The following is a 17,062-nucleotide window of genomic DNA, read 5'->3' as shown; positions in this document are numbered from 1 at the left end:
ATTGAAACGGCCGATGGAGTCTCCTTAGATGAAGCAAGCTAAGATAATATTGTTACGCCATGGCCAATGTGAGGGCGGCAGTATTTTGCGGGGTAAAACCGATGTGGCGCTAACTGATTTGGGGCTAACGAACATGCACCAGAGTGCGGCTAAGCTAGGGCTATTAGGTTGTTTGCCATCACTGCAGCTATACAGTTCGCCTTTGGTGCGCTGCCATGCGTTTGCCGCTGAATTAGCGCAGCAGTTAAACCAAGTGAGTGCTGATTTAGCTTTACAGGTTGAGATAATGTCTCAATTACAGGAAATTGATTTTGGCTTGTGGGACGGAAAAAGCTTTGCAGAGCTTTATCAGCATAGCGCTAAAGCGTTAGATGCCTATTGGGATAACCCTTGGGAGCATGGCGCGCCCCAAGCTGAGCCCATGGCTGAATTTGAACAAAGGGTGGCGCAGGCTTTTGCGCAAATAACCTTGCAAGCTTACAACTTGGCTGAAGCTCATACTGCTGAGGCTAATAGTGCTAAGGCAACAGCATCAGCCACTGCTCTGGTAGTGACTCACGGTGGAGTTATCCGTCATATTATCGCTTTGGTGTTAGGGCTTGAGCGCTGTAAAGGGCTATATGGACAACTGAATATAGATTATGCCGCGACGGTAACCATTGATGTGTTTTGGCCTGAAGCTGATGATAAATCGACTAAACCCGTCTATCGTTTAAACTGGAATAATTAGTTTTAGCCTAAAATTAGCAGAAAAAACTAACTTCACTTAGGCAGATATACCGTACAATATAAGCCGCATTTATTAAGTGCAATAAAATTTCAAATTAAGTCAATTTAGCTGCAGTTGAGTGCTTGTGTGAAATGCTTTAAGCAACACCAGTATCAAGCGGTTCGCTAAATGAGTAGGGAATCGAGAACTAGCCTAAATGCTGTTTAGCTCGAACTGTACCCGCAACTGTAAAATAGCATCTCATCACTTGTAAGATAAGTGATTAATGAATGCCATTAAGTCAGATACCTAGCTTAGTTTTTCTTGCTGAATTAGCAGCACCTAACAACAACTTGAGCGGGTAACTCAGGCGGAGTTTGTATCGTGATCAGTATTAAAACCCCAGATGTGGCTAAACATGCCTCTTGGATAACCGCAGGGGTAGTATCTTGACTACTGCGGCATTAACAGTTGATCAGCTAAGCTGGTCAGTTGCAGACAATGAGATCCTTTCTCAAGTCAGTTTTGCCTTGCAACGTGGTGAAATGCTAGGGCTTATTGGCCCTAATGGTGCGGGTAAATCCAGCTTACTGCGCTGCTTGTATCGCTATATCACCCCTGATGCTGGCAAAATCAGCTTATTTGGCGACAATATTAATGGTTTTTCTCATAAACAATTGGCCACTAAGGTTGCCGTTGTGCAGCAAGAGTCACCCCATTATTTTGATATGACCACCCATCAACTGGTTTCTATGGGCTTAACGCCCCATAAAGGCCTTTTTGAAACCAATACCCAAGCAGATGCAGATGATATTGCCAAGGCGCTGGCTAAAGTGGGTCTTGAGCACAAAGCCTTGCAGCAATATGAGCAGTTATCTGGCGGTGAAAAACAGCGGGCATTAATTGCACGGGCTATCGTGCAAAAGCCGCAGTTATTGATCCTTGATGAGCCGACTAATCATTTAGATATTCGCTATCAAATCCAAATTCTTGAGTTGGTTAGGCAACTTGGCATTAGCGTGATTGCCTCTATTCACGATCTTAATTTAGCCAGCGCAATGTGCGATAGATTGCTGTTACTTGATCAAGGAAAGTGCATCGCTCAAGGTTTACCTGATGAAGTATTAACAGAAACCATTTTGGGGAACGTGTTTGATGTTTGCTGCCAAATATCAAGTCACCCACAGCACGGTAAACCGTTAATTACTTATTTTTATGGTTATCAAAGTCATTATGACAATGCTAATCAAAACACTTGTCAAAGCTCGCAGCAAAACGCATATCCAAGCTCTGAACAAAAACATGGCCAATCAAACCACGGGCAGGGCGATAAATGACAGCCATTGATGCCACACAATCAGTGAAGCTAGCAAAGCAGATGAGTTTAAGTTTTAAGCATAAGCTACTGCTGTTTGTTACTGCCATAGTGACCTTAGTTACTCCAATCGCCGCGGCAAGTTTCGGCGCAGCCAATATCAGTTTTGAACAAGTCGTTAGCTTGTTTGCTAATCTGGCATTAGGTACAGGTGAAACAGATTCACTAACGCAGCGGATTGTGTTTGAGCTGCGTTTTCCAAGAATTATTTTAGCCTTTGTGGCAGGCGCAGGTTTGGCGCTTGCGGGCAGTGTATTGCAAACGGTGACACGTAACCCGTTGGCGGATCCCTATTTATTTGGTATTAGCTCTGGGGCGTCATTTGGGGCGGTATTAGTGCTGAGCTTTTTTGGCAGCCAAGGCTTAGTGCTGCAATGGTTAGCAGAGTCTTCTGGTCATCTTGCCAATGCCATTTTACGTTCAGGCTTATTCAGTAATGATGCCTGGTGGTCTTGGTCATCCATTAGTTTACCAATTGGCGCTTTTATTGGTTCGAGTTTATCTGTGCTGTTGGTATTAGGTTTATCTGGTTTTGGTCGTGCTAGCCAAGTTGAGCGGATGCTATTGTCTGGGGTGGCCACCTCTTTCATGTTCGGCGCGCTAACCAGTTTGGTACTGTATTTTTCAAGCCCTCAAGCGGCGGCTTCAGTATTATTTTGGAGTTTGGGCAGCTTTGCTAAAGCTAGCTGGGCAGGCCTGGTTATCCCATCTGTGGTGGTAGTTTGCAGCATATTAATTATTTTAGCTTTTAAGCGTCAGGTATTAGCCATTCAAGCGGGGGATGAAACGGCGCACTCCTTAGGGGTTAACGTCGCCAAAATTCGCTTAGCAATGCTTATTTTGTGTTCATTAATTACCGCCACGCTGGTGGCAAGTTGCGGCGGCATTGGCTTTGTTGGCTTGATGATCCCTCATACCGTGCGGCTGCTCTATCCTGGGCAACAACCTATTATGATGACGGCATTAGTCGGCGGCATATTTATGGTATGGATTGATGTATTAGCCCGTTGTTTATTAGGCAACCAAGAGTTGCCGGTAGGTATTATCACTGCCGCAATTGGTAGTGTATTTTTTCTTTTTGTATTACGTCATCGTCGATGAGATTGCAGTTTTGGAGAGTAAGGGATGTTTGCGGTAGATCCAGTTAGTCATAAATTTGATGATCAAATACAGCATAAAATTAATCAGAAAACTAAGCCGCTAGGGGCGCTAGGGTTACTCGAAACGCTAGCAATGCAGATTGCACAAGTGCAACTGTCGCCACAAGCTAATATGAAACCAAAGTACAATATTAGGCATAAGTTGAGTATTAATAAGCCTGCTATGTTGGTGTTTGCTGGCGATCATGGTATTTCTGCTCATGGGGTATCGATTGCCCCCAGTGAAGTTACTCAACAAATGGTGGCTAACTTTGCCAATGGCGGCGCTGCGATTAATGTCTTTTGCCGTCAAATGGGTTTAAACCTTGAAGTGATTGATTGCGGCATGTTGCAGCCAGTTGATGACCCTCGTATTACTCAGCATCGTTTAGGCAATGGCACTCAAGCAATTCATCAAAAAGCGGCCATGAGTTTATTAGCGGTTAAAGATGGCTTTAGCTATGCAAGTGAAGTGGTGCAACGTCACTATGATTCAGGTTGTAACCTGATTGCGCTTGGTGAAATGGGCATTGGCAATACCTCGTCAGCTGCGGCGATTATGGCCGCATTATTAGGCTTAGATATTAAAGAGTGTGTCGGCCGAGGTACGGGGATTGATGATAGTGCCTTTGCCCTTAAAACCGAGTTATTGGGGGTAGCGCTTAACCTGCATAGAAGTAAATTTACCGATCCGGTTAATGTACTTGCCTGTGTTGGCGGCTTTGAAATTGTGCAAATGACAGGCGCTATTTTAGCGGCCGCTGAGAAAAAGATGCTGGTGGTTATTGATGGCTTTATTGCAACCGCAGCGGCATTAGCCGCAGTTAAATTACACCCTGATGTAAAAGATTACTTAATTTTTGCTCACCAATCAGATGAGCAAGGCCATATTAAAATGCTAGCCGCAATGGATGCTAAACCACTATTGCAATTAGGGTTTAGACTAGGTGAAGGTACAGGCGCTGCGCTATCACTGCCAATCATTGAAGCGGCGGTGAACTTCTACAATGATATGGCTAGTTTTGAAAATGCCGGCGTAAAGTCAGTGGTGTAATTGCGTTGTTAATCGAGAAGTAAATCGAGAAGTAAATCGAGCAGAAAATATTAACGCTGTGATAGGCAATTAGCTGTAATAGCCAATTAAAGGAAACGTCATGGAGCAACAGTCGTCATCGGAGGGGGCAAAAAATCAGTCTGATGAAACTGATTATCAAGCGCCTAAAAGTGGAAGTACACTAAAAAAACAACTGAATTTATTGCTTATTGCGTTAAGCTTTTTTACTCGAATTCCTGTGCCTGCTTGGGTTGAGTTTGACAGTGAAAAGCTCAATCAAGCTAGTCGCTATTTTGGCGTAATTGGGCTATTAGTTGGCAGCTTAAGCGCAGCGGTATTTTGGGCTAGTCAGTTTGTTTTGCCTAATGGCGTAGCAGTGATCTTGGCGATGATCACTGGCGTATTAATTACTGGAGGCTTTCATGAGGACGGCCTTGCTGATACCGCTGATGGCTTTGGTGGTGGCTGGAAAGTAGCTGACAAACTGCGCATTATGAAAGATTCAAGAATAGGCACTTATGGCACCTTAGCCTTGGTACTTTGCCTATTATTAAAGTGGCAATTGTTAGTCGAAATTGCCCTTTATAGCCCGATTAATGCGGTCATAGCGATTGTTGTAGCCCATGGTTTAAGCCGTGTACTTGCAGGGAGCATTATCTTTTCAGGCCAATATGTTACTGAAGATGATGGCAGCAAATCAAAACCTCTGGCGCAGCATCAGCACATCAATGACCTATTGATCCTATGCTTAAGTGGCTTTGTGGTACTGGCCTGCTTAAACGGTGTAATCGCCTTTGGGTTGTTATTGCTATTAGTGTTATTACGACAAGTCTTGATATGGGGCGGAAATCGTCAAATTGGCGGCTATACCGGTGACACTTTAGGGGCCGCACAACAGATTGCTGAACTGGTTTGTTATGGCGCTATTTTAGTTATAGGTTTAAATTAAGTTTTTGAAGAGTTTTTTTAGCTTAGATGAATGTTAATAAAGGAAAAACTGCATGATCCATCTGGTTCTTGGTGGTGCCCGATCAGGTAAAAGCCGTTATGGTGAATCCCTTGCTGAGCCTTTTGCTTTGCAAGGGCATCGTTGCGTCTATATCGCCACAGCAACCGCACTTGATGATGAGATGGAGCAGCGAATTTTACGTCACAAACAAGATAGAGACGATTCAAATATTGATTGGGAGTTGATTGAAACACCGTTGGCTGTCGCTCATACCTTAGTAAAATATGACTCCCCGAATACGGTACTGTTTGTCGATTGCCTGACGCTGTATTTAACCAATCATTTAGTGGCCAGTGAAGAGACTCACCGTGATGGTGTTGATGATTTATGGCAACAGCAAAAGCAGGCGTTATTGGCATGTTTACCCACCCTTGAAGCGCAGGTGATATTGGTCAGTAATGAAGTTGGCTCGGGCATTGTGCCACTTGGGGAATTAAGCCGCCGTTTTGCCGATGAAGCCGGTTGGTTAAACCAAGACGTTGCCAAAATTGCTGACAAGGTCACCTTAGTGGTTGCAGGTTTGCCCGTTGAACTTAAACGCTAAGCGGGTGTTTAGGCTAATTCCTCACAACAAAGATCGGATATGCATTGATAAAAATGCCAATACGTTATTCATTTTCTCTAATATCACTGCATAGCTGTAACTGCTTAAATGACAGATAAAAATCAACCATGACTCAAACTAAAACTATAACTAAGACTAGCGCTAACAATACGGCCAAATCTGCCCATAACTATCAAGCCGGAGCGGCTAAAACCTTAATGGTGCAAGGCACCACGTCAGATGCGGGTAAAAGCACCCTAGTTGCGGGTCTATGCCGGGTGTTTGCTCGTCAAGGTATTAAGGTCGCGCCATTTAAACCGCAAAATATGGCATTGAATAGCGCAGTTACCGCAGATGGTGGCGAAATTGGCCGTGCCCAAGCATTGCAAGCCGTGGCGTGTAAGCTTGAGCTGCATACGGATTTTAACCCAGTATTATTAAAGCCAAGCAGTGATACTGGCTCTCAAGTGATTATCCACGGTAAAGCCTTGACCACATTAGAGGCGAAAGCCTTTTTTGGCCCTGAAAGTCGTCACTATAAAACCCTCGCTATGGATGCGGTATTACAGTCTTTTGAGCGCTTGACCCAGCAATATCAGCTGGTGGTAGTTGAAGGTGCAGGTAGCCCTGCAGAAATCAATTTGCGCGAAGGGGATATCGCCAATATGGGCTTTGCTGAAGCGGTCGATTGCCCTGTCATTATTATTGCTGATATTGATAAAGGCGGCGTATTTGCCCACCTTGTGGGCACCTTGGCACTGCTCAGTGAATCAGAGCAACAAAGAGTTAAAGGCTTTGTGATTAATCGCTTTCGTGGCGATATTAGCCTATTACAACCTGGCATCGACTGGCTGGAAAACTACACCCAAAAACCGGTGTTTGGGGTCTTGCCTTACTTACATGATTTACATTTAGATGCTGAAGATGCGCTGATTGACTCCCATGGGAAAGTCATAGGTTCGGAAAAGGACTTAGCCATTATCAATCATAAGCTCAAAGTGCTGGTGTTAGTTTTTCCAAGGATCAGTAATCATACCGACTTTGACCCTTTACGCTTGAACCCTTACATTGAGTTTCATTATCTTAGCCTGCAAACCCAATCCAGTAATCCAGATTTCCCCAAAGTGGATTTAATCATATTACCAGGCAGTAAAAATGTCAGAGCAGATTTAGAATTTATGCGTCAACAAGGCTGGGATCTTGAGGTTAATAAGCACTTACGTTATGGCGGTAAAGTCATAGGCATTTGTGGTGGTTATCAAATGTTAGGCCAATATATTCATGACCCCGATGCCATTGAAGATGTGGCTGGTAGCAGTAAAGGTTTAGGTCTACTGCCGATTGAAACCACACTGACGGCAGATAAAACCCTATGTAAAGTAAGTGGTCACTTAGCGCTTAATGAAGCTAAAGCAAGCATTGAAGGTTATGAAATTCACTGCGGCGTGACTCAAAAGCTAACTTCTGCAGATTTGCCAGCGCCTATCAGGCTCACATCACAGCAGACTGATACGCAGTACGCAGAAGGCCTACTCAGTGATGATAACCAAATTTTGGCAACCTATGTTCATGGTTTATTTGATAGCCCAGATGCCTGTGAGCTTATATTGCAGTGGGCAGGGCTTGCTCAAGCCAAAAGCATTGATATAAACCAAATACGCGAACAACAATTAGAAAGATTAGCAGATGTGCTTGAAGCGCATTTAGATATGGATAAATTAACAGGAAGTCTCTCATGAGTGATAACGAAAACCAGAACGAAAACCAGAGCCAAACTAGTAATATCGATGCCACTAAAGCCGATCGCCATAAAGCGCGTCAGCAAAAAGTAAAACAAGGTGTCGATGCTAAAATTGCTGCCGCCCAAGATGAAAAAGGCATTTTGCTGGTACTGACGGGCAACGGTAAAGGTAAATCGACTTCAGGTTTTGGCTCTGTTGCTCGCGCCGTCGGCCATGGACACAAAGCCGCAGTAGTGCAATTTATCAAAGGCACTTGGGCCTGTGGCGAGCGCAATCTGTTAGAAGGCGCAGGGGTTGAGTTTCATGTTATGGGCACAGGCTTTACCTGGGAAACCCAAGATAAAGAAAAAGACACTCAAGCGGCGATGGAAGCCTGGCTTGAAGCTGAAAAACTCTTACAAGATGAGTCAGTTAATTTAGTGCTATTAGATGAGTTAACTTATATGGTGAGCTATCACTACATAGAGGTTGAGCGGGTACTGAATGCGTTAAAAAATCGCCCAGCCATGCAACATGTGATCATTACCGGCCGTGCCTGCCATCGTGAAATCATTGAACTTGCCGATACAGTGTCCGAAGTTCAACCGATAAAACACGCTTTTAATGATGGCATTAAAGCGCAGCTAGGGTTTGATTATTAATCAAATTTATTTGTTACTGATCCCTTGGTAACATTATGTAAGCCTAAGTGCTCAATACAATAGAAATTTAATAAATTAAAAAGAGAGATAATGATGAAAAAAATGACCTGTAAACAGCTTGGTGGCGCTTGTGATGAAGTATTTCGCGCAGAGACATTCGAGCAAATGGTCGCGCAAAGTAAAATGCACGCTATGGCGATGTTTCAGCAGCAAGATGCCCCACACATGTTAGTGATGTCGCAAATGGCGCATTTGATGCAAGATCCTGCAGCGATGCAGCAGTTTATGGACGAGAAAAGACAGCAGTTTGATGCTTTAGCAGACGACTAAGCAGTCTAGCTATTCGGCAAAATGTGACATAAATGCAAAACAGTAAACGGACTTACAAGATCAATGAAATTAGCATTATTAAGTGATGCAACATCAATAGCATCCCAGCAAGCGATAGCAGCTATGGTGGCGACATTGTCGATTGCTGAAAAGCAAGCTGGCGTAGTTTATATAGCATCTGAGCCAGATGCTCAGCGAAGCTATTTTGCGCCAGTAGCTGCCATGTTTAAGGGCCTTGGCTTTGACAAGGTTAACTATATTGATCTTGAAGATGGCTATACCACCGAGTCGGAACGTATTTTACGCCAAGCAGGGCTAATATATTTATCCGGTGGCGATACTTATCGTTTCCTATACTGGTTAAAGCAGCGTGGGCTAGATAAGTTACTCTATCAACTGGCACTGGGTGATATAAGTCAAGATAGCCCGGAAATTGATCGCCTTAGAATTGATCGTCCTGTAAAACACAGTGCAGGAACTAGTACTGCGATTATTGGGATCAGTGCTGGGGCGATGATAATGACGCCATCAATTGATACAGCGCCTTTATGTGGTGATAGTAATCAAGTGGGATTAATTGATACCAGCGCTTTAGCCTTAGTGCCATTTTTATTTGTGCCGCACCTATCGGCCACAGAGATTAATGACGCACAAACGCAATCACTGTTTAAGTCGCTGCCATTAGCTAAACAGCAACCATTGCTGTGTTGTTCAGATGATGATGCAATTGTGCTAGTCGATAAGCAATTGACTGAGTTTGGTGCACCAACGTGGATTAATCGGAGTTAATATGTCTGTTTCTAATGAGCCAAAACTCAGTCAAACTGGCCCTAAACTGACTCGGGTTGACCATATTCATATTTATGTCAGGGATAGGGCAAAGGCATTCGCTTGGTATCAACAAGTGCTGGGTTTTAGGCTGGTCGAAGCGTTAGCCTTTTGGAGTCAAGGCGACGGCCCGCTAACTATCGAGCATGGTGATATTCATTTAGCGCTTTTTGAAAGTATTAAGCCTAAATTTACCACAGTCGCTTTTGGGGTGGATGCTAATAATTACCAGATGTGGAAACAAAAACTTGCTGAGAATAAGATAAAATATACTGAAAGCGATCATGAAATTACCTGGTCAATTTACTTTGCAGATCCCGATGGCAATCCTTTTGAAATTACCAGTTTTGAATATCAACAAATCACAGATACTAACAGCTAAAAGATCACAGCATTAGGTGGTCTTATTTACGGATTTATTACAGACACTATGACCCCAGCGATTAACACCCTCAAAAAACATAAAACTCCTCACACTATCTATGAATATGAGCATGATAGTAATGCCCAGTCCTATGGTGATGAAGCGGTAGAAAAACTTGGCGTGTCAGCGAGCCAAGTGTTTAAGACTTTAGTGGTTACAATAGACAGCAAGGAATTGGCCGTTGCGGTTGTGCCCATGACATCAATGTTGAGCCTTAAATTACTTGCTAAAGCTCTTGGTGGTAAAAAAGCGGTCATGGCGGATAAAGGGCTAGCGGAAAAAACCACCGGTTATGTATTTGGTGGAGTGAGCCCATTAGGACAAAAACGGCGTTTAAAAACCGTGATAAATAGCTCTGCCAAGGAGCTTAATACCATGTACGTGAGCGCGGGTCGCAGGGGCTTAGAAATCTCATTGGCGCCAGCAGATTTGCAAACGTTAACTCAAGCAACCTTTGCCAACATATGCAGTGAGTAATATCCAAGCGACATTTACAAGGTGATTGCAGCAGTGAGCGGACATTTTTGTATTCGATTACAGTGGTAATCATTGCAAATGTTCAACTCGGAAAGTTGAGTCGCTGAATACTGCAGTGAGTCACCTCTGTTAAGACTATTCCAACGAACTCGATTCAATAAAAAACGGCCTATTTAATAAATAGGCCGTTTTGATATTCAATTCGGTGCAACTATCAGCAGTTAAGTATCATTACCTCAGTAGCTGTAAATGTTAAGAAGCAATGTAATGTGTACGTCTTCTACGACGTCTCATTCTGGCTTCTTTTTCATCTTCAGTTTCTACAACTTCTTCTTTTTTATCAGTAGCTTTCTTATCATTGCTGTTAGCATTCGTTGATTTCACCAGCTGATCTGCATCATCCGGCGTTTCTGACTTTTTTGGCGGTGTCTTAGGATCCCCCTTGAAGACAGATTTGAAGATATTACTCACGCCAGATAGACCAGCCGCTTTTTCTTCAGCTTCAGATTGAGTATCTTCAGCGATGTCTTCAGAGAATTCTATTTTATCAATTTTTGCTTTAGCTTTTTTAGGTGCTACGGCAACAGGATCTAACGATTTCTTCGCTGTCAGTTCTGAGTTGTTGACGTCCTCTACTGCTGACATCATGCTTTCAGCAAGTGCTTTTTGAATTTGATCACTGATTGCAGAGACATTATCAACAGATAAAGCTGCCGAACTTACTGCAGCATCTTTAGCTACAGGAGCTGCGGTAACGGCTTTAGTATCGGTGCCGCTTTCAGCAAGCCGTTTGTTGACTCGTTGATTAAATTCAGTAACAGCTTCATTAACTTCAGTTTTAGCAATTGATAACGCACTAACTAATTCGTCAAATGAGTTTTGTAGCGAATTATATTTGTTTTCAAAAGGACTAATATTATTTTTAACTTCATCATTTAGATTATTCGTTAATTTTTTATAATTAGTAATTTCTTGCTCAAACTCAAGCAGGTAGGCCTTGGTAGAAATAACGCTTTCTTCCATGCTAAGTATTTTTGCTTGTAATGCTTTATCTTTAGCTGCAAATTCGGCGATTAATGCTTGAGGTATTTCAGCTGGTGGTGTCACTGCTGGAACAAAGGCGGCAAATTCGGGAATGCTGCTTGCAGGTTTCCATTGAGTGAATGATGGGTGCCATCCATAACAGTTACCATCACTGAGTAAAAATTCTTTTGCTTCAACTTCTGTAAATGGCCCAGTTATTTTGCCATTTTTGGAAAAAAACCATTTTTTCATAATCGTATTCTTAATGTTTTAGTTATAAACAAATGTTATATGCAAATCAGAGTAATAAGGTTTCTTTACTCAATCAGTTAACACCAGCAAGAGTCTTCTGTAATGCAGCATATTGCTCATTAACGCTTTTTAACGTTGCTTCTACTTTATCGTTTAAATCTTTGGTGGTTTGTTTAAAGCGATTGGTGTCGCGATCAATATCTGCCATTGAACTACTGATAGTTTGAATCGTATTATCTATTCGGCCTAGCGCAGCATTTAGCTCACGCTCTTTAGCTGTGAAATGCTCTATCAGTTGTTGCGGGATTTCCGCCGGTGCAGGTGGTGGAGAGCCAATAACATCGAACTCTTCTATATCACTTACAGGAACCCACTGCGCATAAGAAGGATGCCAAGCATAAACATTTGGATTTGACGCAATAAACTTATTTGATTCTGCCAGCCTTAATGGTCCGCTGATCTCACCATTATTTGAGAAATACCACTCTTTCATAGTCCACTTTTTTCCTTAAATAGTGCAGTAAGCCAAAGTTTTATTAATTTAATCAACAGCTTGTAGGAAGGCTAAAATTTATAACGTAGAAAACGTTAGCTTATTGGGTTGTTATCAATTAAATCGCATATCGTACGAACTTATTACATTAACTGATATTGATTAACATTTCCACTTGGAAATGGGGATTTTTAAGAGTTTTTATCAGTGCCAAATAGACAGAAAATTGACACTAATTCATTCAGTTGTTTAAAACTATTGTTTTATATTGTGATTATTCGAAGTCAGCATTAACTTCAAAGGTTATTCTGTGATTTGTATTAGGGTGAATAATCGACAGCAATTGAGCATGTAAATGCAGTCTTTGTGCATTTTTTCCATATAAATCATCGCCTAAAATTGGCATGTTCAAGCCTTTGGCGTGGGCGCAATGGACTCTTAATTGATGAGTTCTGCCTGTCTTGGGGAATAAGTGAATTAAGCAAGAGTTGTTTAATTCCTGTACTTTGTGCCAATGGGTTTGTGCATTTTTTCCGTGTAAATAACAGACAAGTTGCTTTGGTCTATCGTCTAAATCTACTCTTAATGGCAGTGTAATATCGCCGCGATCAAGCTGTGGGACCCCATCGATCTTAGCGATATAACGCTTGGTGACAGTACGACTGATAAATTGCTGCACTAAATGCTTATTGGCTTCTTTAGACAGCGCAATAACCATTAATCCTGAGGTCGACATATCTAGGCGATGTACTATGAGTGGCCCAGTGGCGTGGGGAAAAGCTTGCTTCATTCTGCTATATACTGAGTCGGTGATATTTTTACCAGGCACAGATAAAAACTCCGCTGGTTTATTCACGATCACAATATGATCGTCTTGGTAAACGATGGGAAGCTCGACCCCTTCAGCAGGGTTGCTAAGTAGTGGATTTTCATCAACCTGTAGGCCTTTAAGCATATGTCCTAAAATTGGGCGGCATTTTCCATGGCATGCAGGGTAATAGTTTTTATGCTGTTTAATTTCAGATTTGGGCGACATGCCCCACCAAAACTCAGCCATAGTGATAGGAGTGAAATTATGTTTAAAGGCATATTGTAGCAGTTTAGGCGCGGCGCACTCACCAGCTCCAGCAGGTGGTAAATGATTGGGCGCATCATTAAAAATCTTATTAAGATCACTACTCTCACCTAGGGCATTTAAAAACTGATAGTGGCTAAATAACTTATGCTGTAGCCCATTAGATAGCTGCTTTCTTTGTTGTTTAATAGCACTAATAGCTTGTTCTAATTCAGCTAATGGCTCAGCAACCAGTTTAGTTTGCAGCTCCCAATGCTCTTTAAGCTCTGCTAAGCAATATTTATCATTAACGCTTTGTCTGCTCATTTCAATTGATAAGGTTTTAAAGTCAGTTTCATTGAGACTTTGCGCTTGAGCTCGCTGAGCTTTGCGATACTTTCTGTTTTCGATCATTTGCGATCGCTGCGCCGCGATGGCATTTTCAGCTTGCTGCTGCGTTAACGCTAGTTTAGTGGTCAACTGCTGTAATAATGGATCGTTTTCTAACTCAACCAGCTGGGCATTGAGTTGATTGATTTCGATATTTTCTTGTTTGAAAAAACTATTTTTACTGAGCATATCAAATACTGGCGGCACGAATTGTGGCCATAGGTTTTTATCAGCTAATTTACCTGAAAAAGCAGCTAAAAAACCCAGTTGTCCCTGAGTATTTTTGACCACTAATACCCCAAACATTTTACCTATGGCAGGAAGGTGTTTTGATGCTTCTCTTCTAAGCAATGCTTCAGTTGGTGCTGACTGATCATGTTCTTTATCGGTAATGCCAAAATTATGCAGCCAATCTGTTTGCTGTTGTAAATGCTCTTGTAGCTGCTCGGCGGCGATAATCGCTAATGGGTGTGGCTGATAATAAAAGGGGAATGTAAATTTTTCCGGCAATGTATATCCATCTACATTGGTGTTAAATGGCACAAAGCAGTGCTGGTTTGTAGTGGAATGGCTTGCGTTATTATCAGTTGGCATCTTCTACAGCTTCTTTTTCAATAAATTACTTTAAATGGTTACTAATCAGCTCTTGGGTGTGCTTGAGTAGTTCTAATCCGCCATTGTTGCCATGACCTGGTACCACAATGATTGCATCATTATAACGGCTTTTGGCTTTATCTAGGGTATTTGGCCACTCAGAAAGTGACGCTTGTGCAATATAGCCCATAGTTTTGCTAGCTTGACTTTTTATTAGGCATCCGCCGAATAGTAATTTCGACTCAGGCAGCCACACCACGAGGTTATCTTCTGTATGGCCTGCACCGAGATATTTTACTTCAATCTGCTTGTGGGCTAATTGCAACTTGTCGCCTGTAAAAGCCTGTTTTGCTAAAGGCTTATTATTGGCTTTTAAGTATGAATTGGTTAATTCAGAGGCGTTAGTATCAACCCCTATGGTATTTAAGTAGCCAATTCCGGCTGCGCGATCATCATGGGAATGAGTTGAAATACTCGCTCGCAGCGTAAAGCCTTGTTGCTTAATCCATCGCACCAGTTGAATGGTATCTTTTTCTGTCCATGGGGTATCAATCAAGTAGGCCTCTGAGCCATCGATAACCACTAAGCCATTAGCTGATACAAAGCCGTAATCTTGAGTTTGGAAGTAAGAGGTAAACTGAAATACATTGTCGATTAATGGCTTGACTGATAATTGGCCTTTTGTTGGTTCAAGCTGATTAGTGGCGCTTTTAAACTGTTCTTGGCTAGCGTGGGTGCTGGGCACTAACAGTAAAATATAAGCGAGGAATAATGCTATGGCCAATTTCATCATGCAGTCTCTGTCAAAGTGGTTACAGGCTAGAGTTTACCCTATTGCTATTAAGATGGTGCAGTCTATTAAGATAGTGTAGCCGCTTACTATTGTGGCTAATTTTACACAGGTAGCGCTTGAGGTTGATAGGCTTCAGTATGAGGGCCTTTGTTGAGCGGCATTATGAGCTATTTTGAGTGAGAGACGCTATTTGAGTTGCTGATGTCAGCCTTTGACAATTTTACAATCACATAGCGAGTATCAAGGCTATGTGATTGTTGGACTTTAAGTCATTTTTCAGTGTTTATCGTGCGGTAGAAATAACTTCAGTCGTTACTATTTTGTATTTACGACTGCGATTATTTTGGAAGTCGATGCAGTACACAAATTTTATTGCCATCAGGGTCGCGTAAATAGGCAAGGTACAAATTCATCGCAGGGTTTGAACGTACTCCAGGCGGTTCTTCACAAGGTGTGCCGCCATGAGCGGCGCCGACTTCATGCCATTTATCGCCCTGAGCAGCATCTTTAACACTAAAACCGATAGTGGTGCCGTTGCCGTGGGTTGCAGGTTCGCCATCGATGGGTTTAGTGATGGCAAAAATACCGCTTTCAGTGAAGTAAAAACAACGACCTTTATCATCGATGACCCCAGGTTCGTAACCTAAAACGGCGAAGGTGGCATCGTAAAATGCTTTTGATTTTTGTATATCGTTACTGCCGATCATGATGTGGCTGAACATGTCACTCTCCTTGTTGAATTATAAGGCGTTTATAAATTTTTTAATAAACGTCACTTTCTTATATGGGACTGTTTTATTATTAAACAAGCCTTTTGGCAATAAACGTCAGCGTTAAGTGCGAATGCTAGATGTTGTTTTGATGGCTTAAATACAGCTGCCTGACATCAATTTTTGCTTTTATGCGAGAGGCAAGTAAGTAGATACCGGCTAACTTGCGATGGATAAAAATCGCATCGGTTGGCGGTGTGTGCCATTCATCTTGTTTGGTGCTCATGGCCTTGGCTGAGTCGGTAATGCGTTTAGCGAGATTACTATTGGCAAAATCATATTCCCCTTCACATCGTAATGGCTCACAGGCTTGATGGAAAATATCGACAATGACTTGTTGCTGCTCTGGGGTAATGTGTTTTTGAAAAAAACCAATTTGCGCTGCAGCCTGGGTCATGAGTGCACTATCACTGGTCATAGCGCCTTGCATTAACATGTTATAGCCGCTGGATAAATCATCAGAAATGCTGCGGGTAGCACCAAAATCTAACAGCACAATTTTGTCAGGATCTGCTTGGTACATAAAGTTGGCAAAGTTGGGATCTGTTTGTACCAACTTAAAGGTAAACAGCTCATCTAAAAAAAGACTGAGTAACCGGGTGGCGACCTTATCGCGAATGCTTTGCGCCATATTGAGCACAGATTCTATTGGCACGCCTTCGATAAACTGCATCACTAAAATACTGTCGGTGCTAAGCTGCGAATAAACTCTTGGTACCACAAAGTGTGGCGTATCAGCGACCCAAGTGTAGTATTGCTGCAGTAAAATAGCTTCGTAGTGATAATCAGCTTCGTGGTGTAATTGTGCTTTAGCTTCAGTGAGTAACTTATCAAATTGCACATGGTCGGGCACTAACTGCGCCATTTTTAGCAGGCTCGCGACATTATCAATATCGCTGTCGATACTGTCTTTAATACCGGGATATTGAATTTTAACTGCTAGTTTTTCACCACTGTCTAGATAGGCTAAATGTACCTGGCCAATAGAGGCGGCTGCAAAAGGGCGTAATTCAAATTGGGCAAAAGGAGCTAACCAATCTTGTCCCCATTGTTGTTTGAGGATCGCAACCAGTTGTTTATGGGGCATGGCTTTAGCATCATCGCGGAGTTTCGCTAAGATGTCACTGATTTCTGGAGGCAGTAAATCACCACTATCCATAGAGATCATCTGACCCACTTTCATGGCCGCGCCACGAAGTTGAGCGAGCTTTTCAGCCACTTGAGTCATATTCTTGGGAGTAAGTACCAACTGTTGCAACTGAGGTGATTGACCTTTACTGAGCTGTTTGGCGCCTTCAAACAGTACGTTGCCAGCAACCCTTGATGCTAATGAGCCCATTTTACCTAAACGAGATAAACGACTACTGGGGATCTTGGCTACACTGCTCGCGCTATTTCTGTCAGTAACATCTCTATTCATG

Annotated in this window: 18 protein-coding genes and 1 riboswitch; of the genes, 12 read left to right on the top strand and 6 right to left on the bottom strand. The window is 42.5% G+C overall.

What is annotated here, in order from left to right; all coding sequences use genetic code 11:
• Positions 1-28 precede the first annotated feature (28 nt).
• From Q4557_RS06840 to ybaK, 12 genes are all read left to right on the top strand, one after another.
• Entirely contained in the window at positions 29-730 is a 702-nt protein-coding gene (locus Q4557_RS06840; RefSeq protein ID WP_303411608.1) for a histidine phosphatase family protein, read from the top strand.
• Between the two features lie 138 nt (positions 731-868).
• Positions 869-1,041, top strand: a riboswitch (cobalamin riboswitch).
• Between the two features lie 117 nt (positions 1,042-1,158).
• Positions 1,159-2,046, top strand: coding sequence for an ABC transporter ATP-binding protein (locus Q4557_RS06835; RefSeq protein ID WP_102438676.1), 888 nt, complete (start codon positions 1,159-1,161; stop codon positions 2,044-2,046).
• Between the two features lie 41 nt (positions 2,047-2,087).
• Positions 2,088-3,185 carry an iron ABC transporter permease gene (locus tag Q4557_RS06830; RefSeq protein WP_241904041.1) on the top strand — a complete coding sequence of 366 codons (1,098 nt, stop codon included), beginning with the start codon at positions 2,088-2,090 and terminating at the stop codon, positions 3,183-3,185.
• Between the two features lie 24 nt (positions 3,186-3,209).
• Entirely contained in the window at positions 3,210-4,277 is a 1,068-nt protein-coding gene (gene cobT / locus Q4557_RS06825) for a nicotinate-nucleotide--dimethylbenzimidazole phosphoribosyltransferase (protein ID WP_303411605.1), read from the top strand.
• 100 nt (positions 4,278-4,377) lie between these two features.
• Positions 4,378-5,226 (top strand): adenosylcobinamide-GDP ribazoletransferase, encoded by an 849-nt coding sequence (locus Q4557_RS06820; RefSeq protein ID WP_303411603.1) that lies wholly within the window; start codon positions 4,378-4,380, stop codon positions 5,224-5,226.
• 52 nt (positions 5,227-5,278) lie between these two features.
• Positions 5,279-5,830 carry a bifunctional adenosylcobinamide kinase/adenosylcobinamide-phosphate guanylyltransferase gene (cobU, locus tag Q4557_RS06815; RefSeq protein WP_303411600.1) on the top strand — a complete coding sequence of 184 codons (552 nt, stop codon included), beginning with the start codon at positions 5,279-5,281 and terminating at the stop codon, positions 5,828-5,830.
• A gap of 218 nt (positions 5,831-6,048) precedes the next feature.
• The gene (locus Q4557_RS06810) at positions 6,049-7,569 is read left to right on the top strand and encodes a cobyric acid synthase (protein ID WP_303411763.1); all 1,521 of its coding nucleotides are present in this window, start codon (positions 6,049-6,051) and stop codon (positions 7,567-7,569) included.
• Positions 7,566-8,213: a cob(I)yrinic acid a,c-diamide adenosyltransferase gene (cobO, locus tag Q4557_RS06805; protein ID WP_102520140.1), complete on the top strand. Its 648-nt coding sequence runs from the start codon at positions 7,566-7,568 to the stop codon at positions 8,211-8,213. Before Q4557_RS06810 ends, cobO begins: the two co-directional genes overlap by 4 nt.
• A gap of 90 nt (positions 8,214-8,303) precedes the next feature.
• Positions 8,304-8,543, top strand: a complete 240-nt coding sequence (locus Q4557_RS06800) for a hypothetical protein (RefSeq protein WP_303411598.1) — start codon at positions 8,304-8,306, stop codon at positions 8,541-8,543.
• 63 nt (positions 8,544-8,606) lie between these two features.
• On the top strand, positions 8,607-9,332 hold the full coding sequence (locus Q4557_RS06795) for a Type 1 glutamine amidotransferase-like domain-containing protein (RefSeq protein ID WP_303411596.1): 726 nt from the start codon (positions 8,607-8,609) through the stop codon (positions 9,330-9,332).
• 1 nt (position 9,333) lies between these two features.
• Positions 9,334-9,753, top strand: a complete 420-nt coding sequence (locus Q4557_RS06790) for a VOC family protein (protein WP_102438662.1) — start codon at positions 9,334-9,336, stop codon at positions 9,751-9,753.
• Between the two features lie 48 nt (positions 9,754-9,801).
• Entirely contained in the window at positions 9,802-10,272 is a 471-nt protein-coding gene (ybaK, locus tag Q4557_RS06785; RefSeq protein ID WP_102520138.1) for a Cys-tRNA(Pro) deacylase, read from the top strand.
• Between the two features lie 252 nt (positions 10,273-10,524).
• Here the strand turns inward: ybaK and Q4557_RS06780 are convergent, their stop codons facing one another.
• The 6 genes from Q4557_RS06780 to Q4557_RS06755 all read right to left on the bottom strand — a co-directional run bounded on the left by Q4557_RS06780 (position 10,525) and on the right by Q4557_RS06755 (position 17,061).
• Positions 10,525-11,547 (bottom strand): DUF4339 domain-containing protein, encoded by a 1,023-nt coding sequence (locus tag Q4557_RS06780; protein ID WP_102476307.1) that lies wholly within the window; start codon positions 11,545-11,547, stop codon positions 10,525-10,527.
• A 73-nt stretch (positions 11,548-11,620) separates the two neighbouring features.
• Positions 11,621-12,040 carry a DUF4339 domain-containing protein gene (locus Q4557_RS06775; RefSeq protein ID WP_102438656.1) on the bottom strand — a complete coding sequence of 140 codons (420 nt, stop codon included), beginning with the start codon at positions 12,038-12,040 and terminating at the stop codon, positions 11,621-11,623.
• A 274-nt stretch (positions 12,041-12,314) separates the two neighbouring features.
• Positions 12,315-14,078: a pseudouridine synthase gene (locus Q4557_RS06770; protein ID WP_303411591.1), complete on the bottom strand. Its 1,764-nt coding sequence runs from the start codon at positions 14,076-14,078 to the stop codon at positions 12,315-12,317.
• A 25-nt stretch (positions 14,079-14,103) separates the two neighbouring features.
• The gene (bla, locus tag Q4557_RS06765; RefSeq protein WP_102438651.1) at positions 14,104-14,871 is read right to left on the bottom strand and encodes a subclass B1 metallo-beta-lactamase; all 768 of its coding nucleotides are present in this window, start codon (positions 14,869-14,871) and stop codon (positions 14,104-14,106) included.
• A gap of 338 nt (positions 14,872-15,209) precedes the next feature.
• Positions 15,210-15,593 (bottom strand): VOC family protein, encoded by a 384-nt coding sequence (locus tag Q4557_RS06760; protein WP_102438649.1) that lies wholly within the window; start codon positions 15,591-15,593, stop codon positions 15,210-15,212.
• 124 nt (positions 15,594-15,717) lie between these two features.
• Positions 15,718-17,061: an AarF/ABC1/UbiB kinase family protein gene (locus Q4557_RS06755; protein WP_303411588.1), complete on the bottom strand. Its 1,344-nt coding sequence runs from the start codon at positions 17,059-17,061 to the stop codon at positions 15,718-15,720.
• Position 17,062: the final 1 nt, after the last annotated feature.

Source organism: Shewanella sp. 5_MG-2023 (assembly GCF_030547465.1).
Lineage (GTDB): Bacteria > Pseudomonadota > Gammaproteobacteria > Enterobacterales > Shewanellaceae > Shewanella.
The sequence above is the reverse complement of the archived record's forward strand: the minus strand, read 5'-3'. Positions and strand labels throughout refer to the sequence as shown.

What these genes read in the sequence shown, in the direction of transcription:
- Q4557_RS06840 (WP_303411608.1), top strand. Translation starts at nt 29, where the DNA reads ATGAAGCAAGCTAAGATAATATTGTTACGCCATGGCCAATGTGAGGGC.
- Q4557_RS06830 (WP_241904041.1), top strand. Translation starts at nt 2,088, where the DNA reads ATGAGTTTAAGTTTTAAGCATAAGCTACTGCTGTTTGTTACTGCCATA.
- cobT (WP_303411605.1), top strand. Translation starts at nt 3,210, where the DNA reads ATGTTTGCGGTAGATCCAGTTAGTCATAAATTTGATGATCAAATACAG.
- Q4557_RS06820 (WP_303411603.1), top strand. Translation starts at nt 4,378, where the DNA reads ATGGAGCAACAGTCGTCATCGGAGGGGGCAAAAAATCAGTCTGATGAA.
- cobU (WP_303411600.1), top strand. Translation starts at nt 5,279, where the DNA reads ATGATCCATCTGGTTCTTGGTGGTGCCCGATCAGGTAAAAGCCGTTAT.
- Q4557_RS06810 (WP_303411763.1), top strand. Translation starts at nt 6,049, where the DNA reads ATGGTGCAAGGCACCACGTCAGATGCGGGTAAAAGCACCCTAGTTGCG.
- cobO (WP_102520140.1), top strand. Translation starts at nt 7,566, where the DNA reads ATGAGTGATAACGAAAACCAGAACGAAAACCAGAGCCAAACTAGTAAT.
- Q4557_RS06800 (WP_303411598.1), top strand. Translation starts at nt 8,304, where the DNA reads ATGATGAAAAAAATGACCTGTAAACAGCTTGGTGGCGCTTGTGATGAA.
- Q4557_RS06795 (WP_303411596.1), top strand. Translation starts at nt 8,607, where the DNA reads ATGAAATTAGCATTATTAAGTGATGCAACATCAATAGCATCCCAGCAA.
- Q4557_RS06790 (WP_102438662.1), top strand. Translation starts at nt 9,334, where the DNA reads ATGTCTGTTTCTAATGAGCCAAAACTCAGTCAAACTGGCCCTAAACTG.
- ybaK (WP_102520138.1), top strand. Translation starts at nt 9,802, where the DNA reads ATGACCCCAGCGATTAACACCCTCAAAAAACATAAAACTCCTCACACT.
- Q4557_RS06780 (WP_102476307.1), bottom strand. Translation starts at nt 11,547, where the DNA reads ATGAAAAAATGGTTTTTTTCCAAAAATGGCAAAATAACTGGGCCATTT.
- Q4557_RS06775 (WP_102438656.1), bottom strand. Translation starts at nt 12,040, where the DNA reads ATGAAAGAGTGGTATTTCTCAAATAATGGTGAGATCAGCGGACCATTA.
- Q4557_RS06770 (WP_303411591.1), bottom strand. Translation starts at nt 14,078, where the DNA reads ATGCCAACTGATAATAACGCAAGCCATTCCACTACAAACCAGCACTGC.
- bla (WP_102438651.1), bottom strand. Translation starts at nt 14,871, where the DNA reads ATGATGAAATTGGCCATAGCATTATTCCTCGCTTATATTTTACTGTTA.
- Q4557_RS06760 (WP_102438649.1), bottom strand. Translation starts at nt 15,593, where the DNA reads ATGTTCAGCCACATCATGATCGGCAGTAACGATATACAAAAATCAAAA.
- Q4557_RS06755 (WP_303411588.1), bottom strand. Translation starts at nt 17,061, where the DNA reads ATGAATAGAGATGTTACTGACAGAAATAGCGCGAGCAGTGTAGCCAAG.